The sequence below is a fragment of the Aeromicrobium sp. NPDC092404 genome (assembly GCF_040684095.1).
Taxonomy (GTDB): Bacteria; Actinomycetota; Actinomycetes; order Propionibacteriales; family Nocardioidaceae; genus Aeromicrobium.
In genome coordinates, this window is the sequence record NZ_JBFBFI010000001.1 from 1,645,650 (window position 1) to 1,664,330 (window position 18,681).

Genomic DNA, 18,681 nt, shown 5'->3' on the forward strand with positions numbered 1-18,681 from the left:
CACCCAAGGAGTCCACCGTGAACGAGCTCGACACCGCCGCCCTCATCCTTCGCCTCGTCCTCGGGGTCACGCTGATCGCGCACGGCTGGAACCACGGTTTCGGTCCCGGCGGGCTCAAGGGCACCGCCGGCTGGTTCGAGAGCATCGGCCTGCGTCCCGCCAAGGTGCACGCGGCCGTCAGCTCCTACCTCGAGCTCGCGGCCGGCGCCGCCCTGCTCGTCGGGTTCCTCGTGCCGCTCGCGGCCGCGGCCGGCATCGGCATCATGACCGTCGCCTTCGTGACGGTGCACCGCAAGAACGGCTTCTTCATCTTCCGCGAGGGCGAGGGCTACGAGTACGTCATGACGATGGCCTTCGCACTGACCGCGCTGGCCGTGCTCGGTGGCGGACAGGCTTCGCTCGACCACGCGCTCGACCTCGACCTGGACGGCGTGGCCATCGGTCTCGGAGCCGCGGCTGCCGGCGTGCTCGGCGCCGCCGGGATGCTCGTGACGAGCTGGCGGCCGTCGCGGTCCTCCGACTGATCAGCTCAGGGCCGTCGGCGCCAGGTGCGCGTGGACCTGCGACACCGACGCGGCCCCCTCACCACTGGCGGAAGCCACCCGCTTCATCGAGCCCGACCTGACGTCACCCGCTGCGAAGATGCCGGCGACGGTGGTCTCGAGCGGCGCCGGTGGCCGGCCGTCGACCCAGCGATCCATCGGGATCTCCCGACCGGTCAGGACGAACCCGCGCTCGTCCTGCTCCACCTCGGGCGGCAGCCAGCCGCAGCCGGGGTCGGCACCGAGGAGCAGGAACAGCCCGCCCGCGGGCATCCGCTCGACCGTGCCGTCCGTGGCCTCGAGGTCGATCCACTCGAGCCGTCCGTCGCCGCCTCCGTGCACCACGCGTGAGCCGGTTCGCAGGTGGATGCGCTTGTGGGTCGCGATCTCGTTGATCAAGTAGGCCGACATGGTGTCCTCGAGACCCTGCCGACGTACGACGATCGTGACGCTGCTGGCGAACCGGGCCAGGTGGATCGCCGCCTGGCCGGCGGAGTTGCCGCCGCCGACGACGAAGACGTCGCGGCCCTGCATGTCGCGGGCGACGCTCGTCGCCGCGCCGTAGTGCACGCCGCGGCCCTCGAGCTCCTCGAGCGCCGGCACGCCGAGGCGACGATAGGTGACGCCGCACGCGACCAGCACCGTACGAGCGCGCAGCGTGCCGCCGTCGAAGTCGACCTCGTGGACGTCGCCGACCCGCAACGCCGTGACGGCCCTCCCGGTGTAAAGGCGGGCGCCGAAACGCGTCGCCTGCACACGGGCTCGCAGCGCCAGGCGCATCCCGGAGACCCCACGCGGGAAGCCGAGGTAGTTGCGGATCATCGAGCTCGTCCCGGCCTGCCCACCGATCGCCTCGGACTCCAGCACGACGGTCTCGAGCCCCTCGGACGCGCCGTAGACCGCCGCGGCCAGCCCGGCGGGCCCGCCGCCGACGACCAGCAGGTCGGCCACGAAGTCGTCGCCGAGATCAGCCGGCGTCCCGTAGAACGCCGCCGCGACGGTGCGCTCCGTCGCGGCCGTCACGGGCTCGCGGCCGAACGCACGCACGATCGGCAGCGGGGCGTCGCCCTCGACCGAGGCGATGAGCTCGCGGCCGGGCTGGCTGTCGGGTGCGAACCGCTCGTACGCGATCCCCATCCGGTCGAGGAAGTCCCGGATCGCCGGGATCGAGCTCTGGGTGCCGTCGTCGACGATCTGCACCCCGGCGACGACCGGGCTCGTCGCCGACCAGCCCCAGTCCGACAGGTACTCCGAGATCGCGGTGTGGAACTCCTCGTCGCGCGCACCCTGCGGGATGATCAGGTACGTGTCGAGCCGGCCCTGCGCGAGGGCGGGCCGCAGCTCGTCGAGCGCCGCCACGAACCTCGAAGCCGGCACCAGCGCGACCCGCCGGCTCGTCGGCGAGGCGACGCGGAGCTTGTCGAGCATCGGCAACGCGCCACCGTCCAGGGAGTGGTCGACGGCGACGAGAGCCACCTGGCGTCCCTCGGCCATGAGGTAGCCCTTGAGCTCGTACGCCGCGGTGCCGCCCTCGACGACCTGCAGGTCGTAGTCGCGGCCGTACCGGCTGGCGAACTCGTCGGCCAGCGACGCGTGGTGCTCGGGGGAAGCGACCACGAGGATCACCGGGATGTCAGCGGCGGACTCCGTCATGGCGCGAAACTACCCGACCGCACGACGCCCGCGGCGAGCGCCGCGCGATTCGGCCGACAGCCCACCGACCGATAGGCTGTCGCGGTGCGTCGCCGATGCCGTTGACGCCCACACTCCCTCTTCCAGGCACGTATGACCGCAAGGAGCACTCCCATGCGGATGAGCAGGACCCACAAGGTCGCCGTCACCGCCGTCATGACCACGATCGCCACCGCGACCGTCCTGACGTTCACCCGCGCCGACACCGCGCCCGCGGACCGGATCGCCTCGCTTCCGCAGGCTTCCAACGACGCCCCCGTCGTCGAGCGGCGCGCCCCGGCCACCTCCGAGCCCGCTCCGAAGCCCGAGCCCAGCACGACGACGCCGGCGCCGAAGGTCGACCCGGCCCCTGCTCCCGCGCCGAAGCCGTCGAGGACCCCGGACGAGCCGGCCAAGCCGACCTCGAAGCCGCCACCCACGCCTGCGCCGTCCCCGTCCCCCACGCCGCCCAAGAACCTGCTCGAGATCCTGCTCGGCCAGTAGGACCGCTCAGCCAATCAGTCCCGGCGACATGTGGGCGGCGTACCACGCTCGCCAGTCCGGGTCCTTGATGCCGAGCTCCCGCTCGTGGGCTGCATGTGCCGCCGCGGCGTCCTGCAACGCCTTCTGCAGGACGTCCGGGGCCACGGTCCGCCCTGCTCCGGCCAACGTCTGAGCCATGTGAGCGGCGTACCAGGCCGGCCACTCCTCGTCGTACACGCCGCCGAGCTCCTCGGCCTCGTGCACGCCGTGGGCCGCGGCGGCCCGCTCCAGGGCGTCCTGCACGATCTCTGTCGTCAGCACGTCAGTCACCGCCCCGGCGCCCGGGTCGTGACCTCCTGGACGACCCACTCGTTGCCGTCCGGGTCGCTGAACGACGCGAACGACCCGTAGTCGGCACCGTCGGGGTGCGGGCCCGCCACGCGAGCCTCGTTGCCGGCATGGTGGAAGACGCCGCCGGCATCGTGGAAGGCGTCCGACACGTCGATGCCCCGACCGGCGAGCTCGGCCCGGGCCGCCTCGATGTCCGAGACGATCAGGTGCAGGCCCTGGGCCGAACCGGGCTCGGCCGACGTGACGCGGTCGCCGAAGATCACCGACGCCTCCGACCCCGGCGGGGTGAACTGCACGACGCGCAGGCCGTCGTCCGCGGAGAAGTCGGCGTCCTCGCGCCAGCCCAGCACTGAGTAGAACTCCTTGGCCCGGTCCACGTCCGAGACGGGGACCACGACCACTTCGAGCTTCATATCCATGATGCGTACTCCTTCGACCCCTTGGGGGCCGCTCTGGCGGATACCGTCCGTCACCGGTCTAACTGGTTACGACTCTGACACGCAACGCGTCACCGGTCAAGGCGGTTTGGTGTTCTCTACGTCACCTGTCAGACTGGTTACATGGAACACGCCTTTCCTTGCGGAGATCTCTCGCTCGACTTCATCGGCACCTTGCGCGCGCGCCGTGCCGAGGCGCCGACCGAGATGCTGACGACACCGGCCCGGCTCGACTCGTGGTTCGCCGAGTCCAGGACGGTCGACGGCACGACCGGCTCGCGACCGCGAGACCTCGAGGCGGCGATCCGCCTTCGCGAGGCGATCCACGACCTCGTCTCCGCCCGCATGGCAGGAAGGACGTACGAGGCGCCCGCCCTCGACGTGCTGAACGCCGCCGCGAGCAGGCCCCCGGTCATCCCGCAGCTCGACCGCGACGGCAGCCGCACCGAGGGCTCTGCCCAGCAGGCCCTGTCGACCGTCGCCCGCGACGCCGTGAGGATCCTCGGCGGCCCTGAGGCCGCACTGCTCAAGGAGTGCGCGCGTCCCGGCTGCACGCAGACCTATCTGGACACGTCGCGCGGCGGACGCCGTGAGTGGTGCGCGATGGAGACCTGCGGCAACAAGATGAAGGCCGCGGCCTACCGCGCCCGCAAGCGCGAGGCGTCTGCCGGTCGCTGAGCCGGCTCGAGCCGCCCGCGGAGCACCACCAGGGAGAACGCCAGCAGGACGAGCCCGACGATGCCGTCGAGCCAGTAGTGGTTGCCGGTCACCACGACCACGAACAGGATCAGGGCCGCGTACGACGGCGCGAGCCAGCGCCAGCGGGTGCGCAGGCACACGATGACCGCGACCGCCACGAGTGCGGCCCATGCGACGTGCATCGACGGCATCGCGGCCAGCTGGTTGGTGAATCCGGTCCCGGGCTCTCCGGCGTACGTGCTCTGGCCGAACTCGAGACCCGTGTCGACCATCCCGAGCCCCGGCTCCAGCCGCGGCGGCGCGAGCGGATAGGCGATGTGACCGACGAGCGCCAGCCCGGTCGTCAGCAGCAGCACGTCACGGAACCAGCGGTAGACCTCACGCCGCCGGACGTACAGGGCGACCAGCGTCACCAGCATCACCGGGAAGTGGACGTGCTGGTAGATCGCGTTGATCCCGCGCACGGCGGTGTCCGACCCCAGGACCCAGTCCTGCAGCCGTGCCTCGCTCGGGAGGCGAAGCGTCCGTTCGAACGACCAGACGTCCTCGGCGTGCTCGTGGGCGATGCGCCCCGAGCCCTCGAACACATGGCGGCACAGCAGGTAGAACAGCCACGACCCGGCGACGATGACGACCTGCCCCAGCCATTTCACGTGCCTGCTCCTTCGCCACCAGACCGCGCCAGCCTATCCACCCCGCGACGACCGCCTAGGCTCACAGGCATGGCCACTGTCATCCTGGTCCGCCACGGGCGGACGACCGCGAACGCCAGCGGTGTGCTGGCGGGTCGCACCGCCGGCGTCAAGCTCGACTCGGTCGGCCGGGACCAGGCCCGGCGGGTCGGAGAGCGGCTGGCCGCGGTGCCCCTGGCGGGCGTGGTCTCGAGCCCGTTGGAGCGCTGCCGGCAGACCGCGCGCGCGATCCTCGACCACCAGCCGGGCTCTCCGGCCACACCTGTCGAGAAGGGCATCACCGAGTGCGACTACGGCGACTGGCAGGGCCGGGCCCTGGCTGAGCTGGCCCAGGAGGACTTGTGGTCAGTGGTGCAGCGTCAGCCCTCCGCCGCGGCCTTCCCGGGTGGTGAGTCGCTCGCCGCCATGCAGGCTCGGGCCGTTGCGGCGATCCGCCGGCACGACTCCGCGCTCGAGGCCGAGCACGGCTCGGGCGCTGTCTGGGCCGCCGTCAGCCACGGCGACATCATCAAGTCGATTCTCGCGGACGCGCTCGGGATGCACCTCGACCTGTTCCAGCGCCTCAACGTCAGTCCGGCGTCGATCTCGATCGTCCGCTACGCCCCTGGACGCCCCGACGTAGTGGCCGTCAACACCGATGCCGGGGACCTGTCCTGGCTCGCCGCACACCCGCCGGCCGCCGAGGGCACCGTCGGCGGAGGCGCGGGCCCCGAGGCCGCGGTTCGGCCCCGCTCCTAACATGGCTACATGCCATCCATCGTCCACGGATTCGACTGGCCCGATCGGTTCGTGATCGGGACCGTCGGGCAGCCCGGGTCGCGAACGTTCTTCATGCAGGCCCGAGAGGGCGCCCGCCTCGTCAGCGTCTCCCTCGAGAAGGAGCAGTCCGCAGCCCTCGCCGAGCGCGTCGAGGAGGTCCTCGACGAGCTGATGGCGACCGACGGCAACCCGTTCAGCGTCCCGGCGATCACACCCGAGGGGCTCGTCGACAACGATCCGCTGGAGCAGCCGATCGACGAGGAGTTCCGGGCCGGCGTGATGAGCCTCGGGTGGGACCCGACCACGGCCCAGATCGTGATCGAGGCCTTCCCCGTGATCGAGGTCGACATGGAGGAGCTCGAGGACGTCGAGGTGATCGAGGTCGAGCCCGAGGAGGTGCTCGTCATCCGCATTCCCGTGGGCACGGCCCGCGCGTTCGCCAAGCGCACCCGTGAGGTCGTCGGCGCCGGCCGGCCGATCTGTCCGCTCTGCCGGCTGCCGATGGACTCCGACGACCACATCTGCGAGCTGCCCGACGGGTTCCGGTGACCCAGCCAGCGGAGCTCGTCGACGGTGACCTCGAGCTGGAGAGCCGGATCATGCCGGCCTCGAACGCGACGTTCCTCGGCACCATCGGGACCGTCAAGGTCGTCTACAAGCCGATCGCGGGCGAGCGTCCACTGTGGGACTTCCCCGACGGCAACCTCGCCCATCGAGAGGTCGCCGCCTACGAGGTCTCCGAGGCGCTGGGGTGGGACATCGCTCCGGCGACCTGGCTTCGGGACGGGCCCCTGGGTCCGGGGATGGTGCAGCTGTGGCAGGACACGGACCCGGACCAGCAGGCCGTCACGCTCGTCGCGGCGGACGACCTGCCGGCCGAGGGCTGGTGCCACGTCTTCGACGGCCTCGACGAGCACGACCGGCCGGTGTCACTCATCCACGAGAACTCTGCGGCCCTGCGCCGGATGGCGGTGTTCGACATCGTCGTGAACAACGCGGACCGCAAGGGCGGGCACGTCCTCGAGATGACCGGCGGTCATCGCCACGGCGTCGACCACGGCCTGACGTTCCACGTCGAGCACAAGCTGCGCACCGTGCTGTGGGGCTGGCTGGGGCAGGCGTTGCGGCCCGAGGAGGTCGAGGGGATCGAGCGGCTCCGCTCAGCCGTGGCCGGCGACCTCGGCGACCGGCTCGCCGCGCTCCTCACCGGTGACGAGGTCGGCGAGCTGGCCACACGGTGCGACCTGCTGCTGCGAGAGGCCCGATTCCCCGCGCCCGGTGGCGACATGCCCGCCATCCCCTGGCCGCCCTTCTGAGGCTTCGTCCTGCCCCTCGGTCAGCACGCGCGCCCATGCCGCCAGGCACATCAGCCCCTCACCGCCTCAGGTGGCGTGGCGACGGCGTGGATGCAGGTCATGTCATGACGCTAAGGGCGTCGGCCCGGGCGCTGCTTCTCGATTCCTGACCGTCCAGGACCCCACTCAGGGCCCGGTCTCAGGGTCGACTCAGGGACGGCTGAGGGGGCGCCGACGCTGTTTCCCCGATGTGCCACGAGACCCGGCGCCGCGACAGTTGAGCCATGATCACAGTCGATTCACTCACCAAGACGTACGGCGCCTTCACCGCCGTCGATGACGTCACGTTCACGGCCCGGCCCGGCCGGGTCACCGGCTTCCTCGGTCCCAACGGCGCCGGGAAGTCCACCTCCATGCGCGTCATGGTGGGCCTGACGCCCGCCACCTCCGGCAGCGCCACCGTGTGCGGCCGCCAGTACCGCGAGCTGCCCAACCCCGGCCTCGAGGTCGGTGTCCTGCTCGACGCGTCGGCGCAGCACGCCGGTCGCACCGGACGCGAGATCCTCACCGTCGCCCAGCGCACGATGGGGTTGCCCTCCTCGAGGGTCGACGAGATGATCGAGCTCGTCAGCCTGACGCCGGACGAGGCGGACCGCCGCGTCCGCAACTACTCCCTCGGCATGCGACAGCGGCTCGGCATCGCCACGGCCCTGCTCGGCGAGCCCGAGGTCCTGATCCTCGACGAGCCGGCCAACGGCCTCGACCCCGCCGGCATCCGGTGGATGCGCGACCTCCTGCGCGGCTACGCCAACCAGGGGGCCACGGTGCTGCTCTCCTCTCACCTCCTGCACGAGATCGAGGTCATCGCGGACGACCTGGTGGTCATCGGCAACGGCCGGATCGTCGCCCAAGGCGCCAAGTCCGAGCTGCTCGCGACCGCCGGCACCCTCGTACGCACGGCCGACGTGAACGCCCTCTCCCAGGCCCTGTCCGCCGCCGGGGTCAGCCACACGGCGAGTGCGGCGACCGGCGGCGACGACGTGCTGCGGGTCGAGGCCGACACGGAGGTGGTCGGCCGGGTCGCCCTCGACGCCCGCATCCTGCTCCTCGAGCTGCGACCGGCCGAAGGGGCGGGACTCGAGGAGATGTTCCTCGAGCTCACCGCCGACACCCAGCGCGAGACCGTCACCGAAGGAGTCGCAGCATGAGCACCATCACCGCCGAGACCACCACCACGGCTCGGGTCGAACGCCGCGAGCCCCGGCCGATCCCGTTCACCCGGCTCCTGTCCGTCGAGCTGCGCAAGTGCTTCGACACCCGGGCCGGCTTCTGGCTGATGACCAGCATCGGCATCGCCGCCCTGCTGGCCACCATCGCCGTGCTCCTCTGGGCGCCGGACTCGGAGCTGACGTACTCGACGTTCGCCACCGCGATCGGCTTCCCCATGGCCATCATCCTGCCGATGGTCGCCGTGCTGTCCGTGACCAGTGAGTGGAGCCAACGAAGCGGACTGACCACGTTCACGCTCGTGCCGCACCGAGGCCGCGCGATCGCAGCCAAGGCCGGCGTGACGGTCGGCATCAGCGTCGTGTCGGTGCTCCTCGCGATGGCGATCGGCGCGGTCGGCACCGTGCTCGGCTCGGCGATCGTCGGCATCGACCCGGTCTGGGACGCCGGATTCGTCGACCTGGCGAACATCATGCTGGCCCAGATCCTCGGGATGTCCGTCGGGTTCATGCTCGGCGTCGTGATCCGCAGCTCGGCTCCGGCCATCGTCGCCTACTTCGTCTACTCGTTCGTCCTGACGGCGATCACCGAGGTCTTGGCGGCGAGCCAGGAGTGGTTCGCCGACCTGCAGCCCTGGGTCGACTTCAACTACGCCCAGACCGCCCTGTTCAACGGCTCCCTGGACGGCGAGCAGTGGGCCCACCTCGGGGTCACCGGTCTCGTCTGGCTCGTCGCGCCGATGGCCCTCGGTCTCTGGTCGCTCATGCGGTCCGAGGTCAAGTAGCCCCCGCGCCAGTGCCCCTGACCGGCTTCGTGCCGGTCAGGGGCGCTGTCGTGTGGTCAGCGTCCGGCGCCGGCCGGGATCAGGATCTCGGCCCCGGGCTCACCGACCTCGACGTCGAGGATCGCGTGGTTCGACCGGTTGCCGAGGGGCGCCTGGTTGGCCACCAGGATGCGCGTGCCCACGAAGCTCGCGCTGGACGGCCCGTCGAACGGCACCGCGGAGCCGTTGGACCCCAGCAGCGGGATCGTGGGGAACCGCTCGATCTCCGAGCCCCGGGGATCGACCACGACGACCTGCTGCATCACACCCGCGTTGCCGATGTAGATCCGGCCGGACCGGGCGATGCCGAACCCGTCCGGGAGCTCGGCGGGACGGCTCTCCCACAGCTTCAAGAGGGTCCCGGGCCGACCATCAGGTCTGATCGGCAGCCGGTAGAGCTTGCCGCTGGCGATGCCGAGCTCCCCGAGACCCAGCGAGGTCTGCTGCATCACGAGGAGCGCGTCGTGCTCCGGCGAGAGGGCGATGCCGGTGGTGCCGAATTCCAGGCCGTCCAGGCGACGATCGGTGAACCACGGCTCAGGCGTCCCTCCGCCGGCCGGGACCCGCCAGACGACCGCTTGCGCGAAGTCGGTGACGTAGAGCTCGCCCCCGGGGCCCCACACGGAGAAGTTCGGCACGCCGGCACGGTCGACCAGGTTGGGGCTGCAGGCCGCCCCCTTCGAAGCCGCCAGGCAGGTCGGCAGGTCCGGGATCGTGGCGTACGTCGAGAACTCGCCGGTGCCGAGGTGGAGGCGCATGATGCGCGAGGTCGACTTCTCCAGCAGCACCAGGTTGCCGTCGGCGTCGCTGATGGACACCTGCACGCCGCGGGGCTTGTCGAGGTGCTGTCCCGGGACCGTCCAGGTGCGCAGCAGCGTGCCGTCGGCCGACCACTCGAACACCTTGGACGGCAGGCTGTCGCCCAGCAGGTTGGTGTAGGTCCCGCCGTAGACCCGGCCGTTGGGATGCGCGTAGACGTTGGCCGGGAAGCCGGGACTGCCGACCTTGGCGAGCACGCGCGTGTCCCAACGGGGTCGTGGCGTCTCGGCCGCGACCTGCGGCGTCGCGGTCGCCAGCCCGATCAGCGCTGCGGCCAGGGCGGTCGAGACGCGGCGACGAAGGCTCCGGATCACAGCAGCTCCAGCACTTCGCGAGACGCCCGCTCCCCCGCACGCACGGCGCCGTCCATGAACCCGGCCCAGTAGGTCGACGTCTCGGTGCCGGCCCAGTGGACCCGCTGGAACGGCGTTCGGATCGTGTTGCCGAACGCCGTGATGGCGCCGGGCACCTGCACCGCCACCGGGCCGCCCGTCGTCCACGGCTCGCGCGTCCAGTCGTGCTCGGTGTACTCGATCGGGTTGAGCGCCTCGGGGCCGAAGAGCTTGGCGAAACCCTCGAGGACCGCCTTGCGTCGCTCGGCCAGCGACTGGTTGCCGTACGTGTTCCAGTTCGACCCGCCGACAAAGGCCAGGAGCACACCGACCGACGCGTCGGCCGGGCTGTTGTCGAAGCAGACCCGCACCGCACCGGTGTCGGCGATGCCGTAGCCCGACAGCCCCTTGGTCCGCCAGAACGGCTTGGCATAGACCGCGTCGCACTTCATCAGGGCGCCCATGGGCATCCGCTGCAGCAGCTGCTGGCGACGCGGCGGCAGCTGAGGAGCCCAGTCGATGCCCAGGACCATGGGCGGCGGGCACGCGACGATGACGCGCCGCGCCCGCACGGTCCCCCGGTCGCTGACGACCGTCACCGCGTCGGAGTCCTGGCTGATCTTGCGCACCGGGGCGTTGAGAGCGACAGCGTCGCCGAGCTCGGCCGCGAGCCGGAGCGGAACGATCTGGCTGCCCAGGACGAAACGGGAGTCCTGCGCCCCGTTCGCGGTGTCGGACGACCGCTCGAACGTCCCCACATGGGTCTCGTTGCCCGCGCCGGCGATGTACCAGAGGAAGAACAGCATCGACACGTCGAGACCGTCGGACCCGAACGTCGGCTGGAGATAGCTGAGGAACAGCTTGCGAACCTGCGGCAGGACCGAGTTCTGTCGCAGCCAGGTGTCGACCGAGACGCTGTCCAGGTTGTGAGCGTCCTTGCGGGTCCACGGCGCGTCGATCGGGGTCTCGGCGGCCATCTTGTTGATCCGCGTCTGCAGGATCGCGGCGTCGGCCAGGGCCAGAAGGTCGGGCGGCACCGTGCCGGTGAACGTCTGGGGCGCACCGCCGTTGCTCGAGTACACGTTGTTGCCGGCGACGTACTCCTTGAAGGTCTCGGCGCCCACCTCCTTGGCGAGCCCGAGGATGCGGTCCTGCGTCGGGCCCACGAACGCCCCGCCGGCCTCGACGACCGAGCCTCCGGACAGCGTGTGGTTGAGGACGCGGCCGCCGACGCGGTCACGGGCCTCGAGGACCAGGACGGACCTGCCGGCGGCGCGTAGCTTGCGGGCAGCGACGAGGCCGGAGAGCCCGCCGCCGACCACGACGACGTCCACCGAGGCGGGCAGCGAGCCCTCCGTCGTCGCGGCCTCGGCCGATGCGGTCAGCTTGAGGCCCGAGGCGGCGAGCACGCCGCCCACCGTCAGACCGCGGATCAACGTACGTCGGCTGGGCGCCATGGCGCCGGTGGTGGTGATGTCGTCGTCAGTCATGCGAGAACCTGCCTGGGAGTGGTGGGAGTGGTGGGAGTGCCTGGGTCAGCTCGTTGCTTCCACGACCTCGTTCCGGGTGAGGTCGAGGGCCGCGTCGAGGTCGAAGTCGCCGTGATCGCTCCCGAGCCCGCCCGCGACGAGGGCGGCCGCGGCGCAGCCCAGCTCAGCTGCTTCGGCCGGCGTACGCCCGAGGGACAGGCCGCGCAGGAAGCCGGCGGAGAACGCGTCGCCGCAGCCGGTCGTGTCGACGACCTCCACCGCGAAGGCCGGGACCACGGTCTCCGAGGTGCCGTCGACGACGAGTGCGCCGTCGGCGCCCGCGGTCGCGGCGACGCACCCTGCTCCGAGACCGATCAGCGCGCGGCACCCCTCGGCCAGGGTCGTGGTGCCGGTGAAGCCGAGGACCTGCTCGTCGTTGGGCAGGACGTGGTCGAGGTGCGGCAACGCAGGCGCGATCCACTCGAGCAGCCCGGGTTCCCCGGGGGCCAGGAAGTCGGCCGACGTGACGACCCCGTGCTCCCGGGCGAACGACAGGATCCGCGCCGCAGCCTCACCGCCCATGAACTCCGGGCCCCCAAGGTGGAGATGGCTGGCGGACGCGATGGCGTCCCACGGCACGTCGTCCGGCCCGTACGTGCCGTTGGCGCCGATCACGTGGAACGCCGGACGGGAGCCGTCGGGCCGGATCGGCAGGACGCTGGACGACGTCTGTTCGCCCTCGCGCCGCACGAGCAGCGAGGCGTCCACCCCGCCGCGCTCCAGCAGGGTCACCAGGAGATCGCCGATCGGATCGGCACCGATGGCTCCCGCGCTGCGGACCGTGGCACCGAGCTTGGCCAGGGTCAAGGCCGTGCCTCCCGCTGAGCCGGCGGCGGTCATCTTGATCTGCTCGACCAGCTGCCCGCCCTGACCCTCGGGGATCTCCTCGACCGGGCGGACCAGGACGTCCAGCACGTGCACGCCCATCGCGATCACGGTCATCGGCCTGTTGGTCATGCACTGTCCTTCTCTTCGTGGGCTGGTCGGCTGCTGCCGTATCCGCGTCGGACCGCGGCCTCGACGACGGCGGCCTGCGCCTCGGCGTCGAGGGTGCGGGGGGTGCCGATCGACGCCGCGCGCCAGTAGACGGTGCACGCCCACTCGAGCAGGAGGGCCAGCTCGACCGCAGCGGCCAGGTCGCCGGCATGGGTCACTGCGCCGTGGTTCGCCATGAGGGCAGCGGAGCGACCCTCGAGCGCCGCGTGCACACCGGCAGCGAGCTCGGGAGAGCCGAACGTCGCATAGGGAGCCACTCTGACCTCGCCGCCGAGCAGGAGCATCTGGTAGTGCACACACGGCAGGACGTCGACGACGCAACCCACCGCGGTGGCCATCGGCGCGTGCGTGTGGACGACCGCCCCGGCATCGAGATCACGGTAGATGCCGAGGTGCAGCTCGAGCTCGGACGTGGGCGCCAGCAGGCCTTGGACGACCACCCCGGACAGGTCGACGATCGAGACCTGCTCCGGCGTCATCTGCTCGAACGCCGCGCCGGTCGCGGTGATCGCGACCAGGTCCCCGGCACGTGCGCTGACGTTGCCGGCGGTGCCGATGACGAGTCCCTCCGCAGCGAGCCGGCGGCAGGCAGCGGCGATCTCGGCGCGCCGCTCGTCCACCGCTGGGGTGCTCTGCATCCGTGTACCATAACCGAAACAGAATTCACTTTCGCTAGTTTTGGTCGGAGCATCATGGGAGCAGCGGTCGTCGAGCCCGAGTGGCAGTCCCGGCTGCGCAGGGCTCCGCAGCAGCCCCGCAGCCAGGCCACGATCGCCCAGGCCGTGGAGGCGGCTGATCGTCTGCTCGTCCGCAACGGTGCCGCCGGCGTGACCACGACGCGAGTGGCCGCCGAGGCAGGCATCGCGGTCGGCACCCTCTATCGCTACTTCCCCGACAAGGAAGCGCTGTTCGACGCGTTGGCGGCGCGCTGCCTGAGCCGCTTCGAGTCGCTCATGGACGACCTGGTCGAGCGGTCACGCAACGAGAAGTGGACCGATCCGGTCGGCACGCTGTTCGACGTGTACGCCGACCTATACCGCACCGACGCCGGCCTGCGGGCGATCTGGTTCGGTGGGCTGCTCTCGGAGAACCTCCGCGACGCCGATCGTGCGCACAAGCGCGTCATGGCCGACGGGCTGCGCCACATCCTCGTCTCCCAGGACATCGCTGCCGACGCCCCCGAGCTCGCCACGATCTGCCACGCCGCGATGCTCGCCTCCGACGCCATCACGCAGGAGGCCTTCCGCGCGAGCGACGCGGGCGACGCCGCACTGATGGCCGAGGCCAAGACGATGCTGCGCAGCTACGTCGCGACGATCACCAGTCGGTTCGCACCGGCCTGACGTCAGCCTCCGAGCATCGCGGAGAGGGTCTCGACCACGAGCCGGTGGTCCTCGAGCTGCGGCAGCCCGGACACCGCGACGGTGCCGATGCACCCGGTCCCGCGCAGCAGGATCGGGAACGCGCCACCGTGAGCGGCGTACGTCCCCACGTCGAGCCTCGAGTCCTCGTCGAACGACCCGCCGTTGACCCGGAACTCCTCACCGACCCGCAGCGACGAACGACCGTAACGATCGACGACGGCGCTCTTGCGCGCCAGCCAGCCGTCGTTGTCGGCGGAGGCTCCGGGCAGTGCGGCGTGGAACAGCTCCTGCCCGTTGCGCCGGATCGAGATGGCGATCGGCAGCTGCGCCGCGAGGCCGGCGTCGCGGAGTGCGACGCCGAGGTCCCAGGCCGTCTGCTCGTCGAAGCGATCGAAGACCAGGCGGCGCTCCTGCGCCTCCAGCTCGTCGAGGAGCTCGCCCCCGGTCACGACGTGGCTCCCGGGCGTACGGTCGACCGCGTCGCGACGCTGACCTTGGCCGCCTCGAGCACGTCAGCCGTGGCCACGGCGTCGGTCGCGTCGACCGGCGGCGGTCCTTCTCCTCGTACGGCTCGCGCGAACGCCGGGTAGTAGGTGTCCCAGGCGCCGTGCGCGAGGTCGACGGGGGCGGCGCTGCCCGCCGTGAAGAGCCGGTCGAGGTCGGAGGGGGCCTCCGCGCCCCACCTACCGGACCCAGGGCTGCCGCCGGCGATCAGCGCGTCCTCCTGGGTGTCCGCCGTGGTGATGACGAGCGAGGCCGCCGAGCCGGTGACCCGGAACCGCGGTCCCGGAGCGTGCTGGCTCCAGCTGCCCCACAGGTGCGACACGGCCCCGCCGACGTGGCGGAGCGCCACGAAGACGTCGTCGTCGAGACCGCTCTCGCGGGTGCGCGACTCCGCATGCACCGACTCGGCCGGTCCGAGCAGCACGAGGGCCTGGTCGACGAGGTGGGCGCCGAAGTCGAGCAGCGTCCCGCCGCCCGAGGCGCCGGGGCCGTTGTCGGGGGCGTGCCGCTCGAACCGCGACTCGAACCTGCGCACCTCCCCCAGGGTCCCGTCGTCGACGAGGCCACGCACGGTGAGGAAGTCCGAGTCCCACCGACGGTTCTGGTAAGGACTGAGCACGACGCCGCGGCCCGCCGCGAGCTCGGCCGACCGGCGCGCAGCAGCGGGGTCGAGCGCGAAGGGCTTGTCGCAGACCACCGAGAGGCCGAGTCCGATCGCCTCGTCCGTCAGGCTCGAGTGGGTGTCGGCCGGCGTCGAGATGCTGACGGCCTCGGCACCGGCTGCGGCGAGGTCCTCGAGCGAGTCGAACGCCGCGAGTCCTGGGTGCTCCTCGGCCACCTGGGCCCGGCGGTCCGGAGAGGCCGTGACGACGCCGACGAACTCGCACTCCGGCGCTGCCGCGATCAGCGGGGCATGGAAGTACCGCCCGCCGAAACCGTAGCCAACCAGTCCGATCCTGACCGGATCCATGTGATCACCGCTCCTCGAGGCCGCCGGAAGTTCGTTCGGGACCAGTGAAGCAGCACCGGATCACACGACCTGACGCAGCACCTTGTCCATGGGCCTGCCCTGGGCCAGCTCGTCGACCAGCTTGTCGAGGTAGCGGATCTTCTGCATCAGCGGATCCTCGACCTCCTCGACGCGAACCCCGCAGACCGTGCCCGTGATCGACGCCGCGGCAGGGTTGAGCCGAGCAGCGGCGAAGAAGTCCTCGAACGTCGTCCCGTCAGCGAGGTGGCGGGCCAGGGCGCTCTCGTCGAAACCGGTCAGCCATGCGATGACCTCGTCGAGCTCGTCCTTCGTCCGGCCCTTCTTCTCGACCTTGGTCACGTAGTGCGGATAGACCGACGCGACGCTGACGGTGAAGACGCGGCTCATGCCCGCGAGGATATCGGCCTCGTCTATCGTTCTGACCACCAAGCGCTTGCTACCCCCGACGCAACGCGCTGCAGACGCACAGGACGAGGTCGCATGGGCATCAACCAGCGCTCACAGGTGACGATGACCGACGAGGAGATCGCGGCATTCATCCCGTCACGGCGCACCGCGAGCCTCGTCACCGTCGGGCGCACCGGTCATCCCCATGCCGTCGCGATGTGGTTCGCCGTCATCGACGGGGTCATCTGGTTCGAGACCAAGGCCAAGGCCCAGAAGGCGGTGAACATCAAGCGGGACCCCCGCGCCACCGTCCTGCTCGAGGACGGCCTGACGTACGACACCCTTCGTGGAGTGTCACTCGAAGGCCGGTGCACGATCGTCGAGGACCCGGACGCCCTGTGGGCGGTCGGTGTGGATGTCTGGGAGCGCTACAACGGCCCCTACTCCGAGGAGATGAAGCCCCTCGTCGAGCTGATGCTGCACAAGCGGGTCGCCGTGCGCTTCGACGTCGAGCGCGCCCGGTCGTGGGACCACCGCAAGCTCGGGCTCGACCCCATACCTCTGGGCGGCACCACCGCACCGGGCGAGGGGACCTGACATGGGCCGGTTCTCGCTGCCCGACGAGCGTCCGCCAGGACTCGACTCGCCGTTGACCGCCAAGCTGATCAAGTACGGCTCCAAGGCGCAGGTGCGCGCGTTCCGGCTGACCAACGGCCGGATCGGGTCGAAGTGGCGGATCGGCGCCGGGTTCCGCAAGCCCGTGCCAACGCTGCTGCTGGAGCACGTCGGCCGCAAGTCCGGCGCGGTCTTCACCGCTCCCCTGCTCTACCTCGAGGACGGCCGCAACCTCGTCATCGTCGCCTCCCAGGGCGGCCTGCCGAAGAACCCGCAGTGGTACGCCAATCTCGTCGCGCACCCCGAGACGCAGGTCCATCTGCGCAAGGAGCGCGGTCGGCCGGTGCTGGCCAGGGTCGCCTCGCCGGAGGAGAAGGCTGTGCTCTGGCCCCGCCTCGTCGATCTCTATGCCGACTTCGCCAAGTACGACACCTGGGCCGACCGGGAGATCCCCGTCGTCATCCTCGAGCCGCGCGACTAGCGTGGCCCCATGTCCGAGCAACCGCCGTTCAGCCCGACCCTCGCGCTCCTGACGATCGGCCGGAGCTGGGACGCGGAGCTGGCCGATGAGCTGAGGTCGCTCGGCCTCACGACCCGGAAGTACGGCCTCCTGGGCCACGTCCGCGGGTCACCCGGGATCTCCTTCAGCGAGCTGGCCCGACGGTCGCGCATCACGGTGCAGAGCGTGCACACCGCCGTCGCCGGGTTCGTCGAGGCCGGACTGGTCGAGGACGTGATCGGCCAGGCCGGATCGGCCTCGAGGCTGGAGGTCACCGCCGATGGCGAGGCGCTCCTGTCGCGGGCAGGAGAGCTCGTGCGCCGACTCGATGACACGTTCACCTCGCGGCATCCTCAGCTCGCCGACGTCCTGCGTGTCGAGGTCCGACGGATGCTGGAGGGCGACCTTCAGATAGACTGAAGGTATGAAGGAGTTCCTGCTCTCCGTCCACGTCGTGGCCGCGATCCTGTTCGTCGGGCCGGTCGCCGTGACCGCCAGCCTGTTCCCTCGGTACGCCCCGCTCGGTTCCGTCCCGTCGGGCGATGCATCCGTCGTACGCAGCCTCGAGACCGCGCGGCTGCTGCACCGCATCACCCGGCGCTACGGTCAGCTCGCCGTCCTCGTCCCGGTGGTCGGCCTGGCCCTTGCCGTCGTGCAGGGGCGGACGTCCGAGGTCTGGGTCGTGGTCGCCATGGTGCTGACGGCCGTCGCCGGAGCCCTGCTCGTGCTGCAGATCGCGCCGCGCCAGGACGAGGCGCTGACATCACCCGACGACGGCAGTCAGCTCCGCCAGCTCGGCATGCTGACCGGGATGTTCAACCTGCTGTGGGCCGCTGTCGTCGTGCTGATGATCGTGCGGCCCGGATCGAGCTCCCCGTGAGCCCCCTCCTCCGGGCACTCGGCGTGCTGTCCGCCCTCGAGCTGGCCAGCCTCGTGGCGCTGATCGCGAACCTGCTGACCGCCCACGACGAGACGGTGTCGAGCGTGCTCGGTCCGGTCCACGGCGCGTTCTACCTCGCCGTCGCCTGCACAGCACTGCTCGGCCGCGGCCTGTCAGCCCGTACGCGCGTGGGCGCGGTGCTCCCGGGACTCAGCGGGCCGCTCACGCTGGTCAACCTGCGGCGCGAGGCGCGATGACTTCCAGGCGCTCGAGCAGGAAGAGCAAGGCTGTGGCGTACGGGTTGTGGGCCGTCGCGTCTCGCACCTCGTCCCAGTCGACCTGCTCCCGGACCGCGCGGGCCACCGGCAGCTGACGGCCGAAGTCGCAGGCGTGCTCCTCCATCGCGTTGAGCCGGTGCGCCATCAGCACCGTCGCCGAGAGCACGGGCATCATGACCGACTCGACCTCGATCTGCTCGACGTCGGCCAGCACGTCATGCGTCATCGGCTCACCATTGGCCTCGAACAGGACGTCGACCATCGCCTCGTCGACGTAGACCTTGAACAGCCAGTCCTCCGGCGGATGGACGGCCTTGAGGCCGCGCCCCTCCAGGATCTCGAACGCGCGCGCCGCATCGTCGGAGGCTACGACGAAGTCGACGTCATGGCTGGGCTCCGGACCGCCGCGGGCCCAGATGGCGTAGCCACCGGTGAGGGCGAACGGGATGTCGCTCTCCTTGAGAGCCACGGCAACCGTCTTCAGTGCTTCTCGGAGATCTCCGCCTGC

At 71.0% G+C, this 18,681-nt stretch carries 26 protein-coding genes; 14 read left to right on the forward strand and 12 right to left on the reverse strand.

The window, feature by feature from the left end:
- Window positions 1-17 precede the first annotated feature (17 nt).
- The gene (locus AB0N22_RS08315) at window positions 18-524 is read left to right on the forward strand and encodes a DoxX family protein (RefSeq protein WP_364638032.1); all 507 of its coding nucleotides are present in this window, start codon (window positions 18-20) and stop codon (window positions 522-524) included.
- Here AB0N22_RS08315 and AB0N22_RS08320 read toward each other — a convergent pair whose 3' ends face one another.
- Window positions 525-2,195, reverse strand: coding sequence for an FAD-dependent oxidoreductase (locus AB0N22_RS08320; RefSeq protein WP_364638035.1), 1,671 nt, complete (start codon window positions 2,193-2,195; stop codon window positions 525-527).
- A 153-nt stretch (window positions 2,196-2,348) separates the two neighbouring features.
- Here AB0N22_RS08320 and AB0N22_RS08325 point away from each other — a divergent pair, with 153 nt between their 5' ends.
- The gene (locus AB0N22_RS08325) at window positions 2,349-2,717 is read left to right on the forward strand and encodes a hypothetical protein (protein WP_364638038.1); all 369 of its coding nucleotides are present in this window, start codon (window positions 2,349-2,351) and stop codon (window positions 2,715-2,717) included.
- Window positions 2,718-2,723: 6 nt separating this feature from the next.
- On the opposite strand, the gene AB0N22_RS08330 is transcribed toward AB0N22_RS08325, so the two are convergent.
- Together AB0N22_RS08330 and AB0N22_RS08335 are read right to left on the reverse strand one after the other, a co-directional pair.
- On the reverse strand, window positions 2,724-3,017 hold the full coding sequence (locus AB0N22_RS08330; RefSeq protein ID WP_364638041.1) for a hypothetical protein: 294 nt from the start codon (window positions 3,015-3,017) through the stop codon (window positions 2,724-2,726).
- Window positions 3,018-3,022: 5 nt separating this feature from the next.
- Window positions 3,023-3,466, reverse strand: coding sequence for a VOC family protein (locus tag AB0N22_RS08335; RefSeq protein ID WP_364638043.1), 444 nt, complete (start codon window positions 3,464-3,466; stop codon window positions 3,023-3,025).
- Window positions 3,467-3,607: 141 nt separating this feature from the next.
- Here AB0N22_RS08335 and AB0N22_RS08340 point away from each other — a divergent pair, with 141 nt between their 5' ends.
- The gene (locus AB0N22_RS08340) at window positions 3,608-4,162 is read left to right on the forward strand and encodes a CGNR zinc finger domain-containing protein (protein WP_364638045.1); all 555 of its coding nucleotides are present in this window, start codon (window positions 3,608-3,610) and stop codon (window positions 4,160-4,162) included.
- On the opposite strand, the gene AB0N22_RS08345 is transcribed toward AB0N22_RS08340, so the two are convergent.
- Window positions 4,123-4,836, reverse strand: a complete 714-nt coding sequence (locus tag AB0N22_RS08345; protein ID WP_364638048.1) for a phosphatase PAP2 family protein — start codon at window positions 4,834-4,836, stop codon at window positions 4,123-4,125. The genes AB0N22_RS08340 and AB0N22_RS08345 overlap by 40 nt on opposite strands.
- Before the next feature lie 69 nt (window positions 4,837-4,905).
- On the opposite strand from AB0N22_RS08345, the gene AB0N22_RS08350 reads away from it, so the two are divergent.
- The 5 genes from AB0N22_RS08350 to AB0N22_RS08370 all read left to right on the forward strand — a co-directional run bounded on the left by AB0N22_RS08350 (window position 4,906) and on the right by AB0N22_RS08370 (window position 8,940).
- Window positions 4,906-5,613 (forward strand): MSMEG_4193 family putative phosphomutase, encoded by a 708-nt coding sequence (locus tag AB0N22_RS08350; protein WP_364638051.1) that lies wholly within the window; start codon window positions 4,906-4,908, stop codon window positions 5,611-5,613.
- Window positions 5,614-5,622: 9 nt separating this feature from the next.
- Entirely contained in the window at window positions 5,623-6,183 is a 561-nt protein-coding gene (locus AB0N22_RS08355) for a DUF3090 domain-containing protein (RefSeq protein WP_364638053.1), read from the forward strand.
- The gene (locus tag AB0N22_RS08360) at window positions 6,180-6,950 is read left to right on the forward strand and encodes an SCO1664 family protein (protein WP_364638055.1); all 771 of its coding nucleotides are present in this window, start codon (window positions 6,180-6,182) and stop codon (window positions 6,948-6,950) included. Before AB0N22_RS08355 ends, AB0N22_RS08360 begins: the two co-directional genes overlap by 4 nt.
- A 263-nt stretch (window positions 6,951-7,213) precedes the next feature.
- A complete protein-coding gene (locus AB0N22_RS08365) occupies window positions 7,214-8,137 on the forward strand; it encodes an ATP-binding cassette domain-containing protein (RefSeq protein ID WP_364638056.1) in 924 nt (307 codons plus the stop codon).
- A complete protein-coding gene (locus tag AB0N22_RS08370) occupies window positions 8,134-8,940 on the forward strand; it encodes an ABC transporter permease (protein ID WP_364638058.1) in 807 nt (268 codons plus the stop codon). The genes AB0N22_RS08365 and AB0N22_RS08370 overlap by 4 nt, the downstream gene beginning before the upstream one ends.
- 56 nt (window positions 8,941-8,996) lie before the next feature.
- Here the strand turns inward: AB0N22_RS08370 and AB0N22_RS08375 are convergent, their stop codons facing one another.
- The 4 genes from AB0N22_RS08375 to AB0N22_RS08390 are packed head-to-tail and all read right to left on the reverse strand — an operon-like array spanning window position 8,997 to window position 13,293.
- Window positions 8,997-10,112: a hypothetical protein gene (locus tag AB0N22_RS08375; protein ID WP_364638060.1), complete on the reverse strand. Its 1,116-nt coding sequence runs from the start codon at window positions 10,110-10,112 to the stop codon at window positions 8,997-8,999.
- Window positions 10,109-11,620: an NAD(P)/FAD-dependent oxidoreductase gene (locus AB0N22_RS08380; protein ID WP_364638061.1), complete on the reverse strand. Its 1,512-nt coding sequence runs from the start codon at window positions 11,618-11,620 to the stop codon at window positions 10,109-10,111. The genes AB0N22_RS08375 and AB0N22_RS08380 overlap by 4 nt, the downstream gene beginning before the upstream one ends.
- A gap of 45 nt (window positions 11,621-11,665) precedes the next feature.
- A complete protein-coding gene (locus tag AB0N22_RS08385; protein ID WP_364638063.1) occupies window positions 11,666-12,616 on the reverse strand; it encodes a sugar kinase in 951 nt (316 codons plus the stop codon).
- A complete protein-coding gene (locus AB0N22_RS08390; protein ID WP_364638065.1) occupies window positions 12,613-13,293 on the reverse strand; it encodes a class II aldolase/adducin family protein in 681 nt (226 codons plus the stop codon). The genes AB0N22_RS08385 and AB0N22_RS08390 overlap by 4 nt, the downstream gene beginning before the upstream one ends.
- A gap of 54 nt (window positions 13,294-13,347) precedes the next feature.
- Between AB0N22_RS08390 and AB0N22_RS08395 the strand changes: the two genes are divergently transcribed.
- A complete protein-coding gene (locus AB0N22_RS08395; protein ID WP_364638066.1) occupies window positions 13,348-13,998 on the forward strand; it encodes a TetR/AcrR family transcriptional regulator in 651 nt (216 codons plus the stop codon).
- A 2-nt stretch (window positions 13,999-14,000) separates the two neighbouring features.
- Here AB0N22_RS08395 and AB0N22_RS08400 read toward each other — a convergent pair whose 3' ends face one another.
- From AB0N22_RS08400 to AB0N22_RS08410, 3 genes are read right to left on the reverse strand one after another with little or no spacing between them, the layout of a single operon-like run.
- Window positions 14,001-14,468, reverse strand: coding sequence for a heme-degrading domain-containing protein (locus AB0N22_RS08400; protein ID WP_364638067.1), 468 nt, complete (start codon window positions 14,466-14,468; stop codon window positions 14,001-14,003).
- Entirely contained in the window at window positions 14,465-15,493 is a 1,029-nt protein-coding gene (locus tag AB0N22_RS08405; RefSeq protein WP_364638068.1) for a Gfo/Idh/MocA family oxidoreductase, read from the reverse strand. The genes AB0N22_RS08400 and AB0N22_RS08405 overlap by 4 nt, the downstream gene beginning before the upstream one ends.
- A 60-nt stretch (window positions 15,494-15,553) precedes the next feature.
- A complete protein-coding gene (locus AB0N22_RS08410) occupies window positions 15,554-15,901 on the reverse strand; it encodes a DUF2200 domain-containing protein (RefSeq protein WP_364638070.1) in 348 nt (115 codons plus the stop codon).
- A gap of 93 nt (window positions 15,902-15,994) precedes the next feature.
- Here AB0N22_RS08410 and AB0N22_RS08415 point away from each other — a divergent pair, with 93 nt between their 5' ends.
- The 5 genes from AB0N22_RS08415 to AB0N22_RS08435 are packed head-to-tail and all read left to right on the forward strand — an operon-like array spanning window position 15,995 to window position 18,152.
- On the forward strand, window positions 15,995-16,498 hold the full coding sequence (locus AB0N22_RS08415; protein WP_364638071.1) for a PPOX class F420-dependent oxidoreductase: 504 nt from the start codon (window positions 15,995-15,997) through the stop codon (window positions 16,496-16,498).
- A 1-nt stretch (window position 16,499) separates the two neighbouring features.
- Complete coding sequence (locus AB0N22_RS08420; RefSeq protein WP_364638072.1) at window positions 16,500-16,997, forward strand: nitroreductase/quinone reductase family protein; 498 nt, start codon at window positions 16,500-16,502, stop codon at window positions 16,995-16,997.
- 9 nt (window positions 16,998-17,006) lie between these two features.
- Window positions 17,007-17,435 (forward strand): MarR family transcriptional regulator, encoded by a 429-nt coding sequence (locus tag AB0N22_RS08425; RefSeq protein ID WP_364638074.1) that lies wholly within the window; start codon window positions 17,007-17,009, stop codon window positions 17,433-17,435.
- Window positions 17,436-17,439: 4 nt separating this feature from the next.
- Window positions 17,440-17,895: a hypothetical protein gene (locus AB0N22_RS08430; RefSeq protein ID WP_364638076.1), complete on the forward strand. Its 456-nt coding sequence runs from the start codon at window positions 17,440-17,442 to the stop codon at window positions 17,893-17,895.
- A complete protein-coding gene (locus AB0N22_RS08435; RefSeq protein ID WP_364638078.1) occupies window positions 17,892-18,152 on the forward strand; it encodes a hypothetical protein in 261 nt (86 codons plus the stop codon). The genes AB0N22_RS08430 and AB0N22_RS08435 overlap by 4 nt, the downstream gene beginning before the upstream one ends.
- On the opposite strand, the gene AB0N22_RS08440 is transcribed toward AB0N22_RS08435, so the two are convergent.
- On the reverse strand, window positions 18,127-18,642 hold the full coding sequence (locus AB0N22_RS08440; RefSeq protein ID WP_364638080.1) for a hypothetical protein: 516 nt from the start codon (window positions 18,640-18,642) through the stop codon (window positions 18,127-18,129). The genes AB0N22_RS08435 and AB0N22_RS08440 overlap by 26 nt on opposite strands.
- Between the last annotated feature and the right edge of the window lie 39 nt (window positions 18,643-18,681).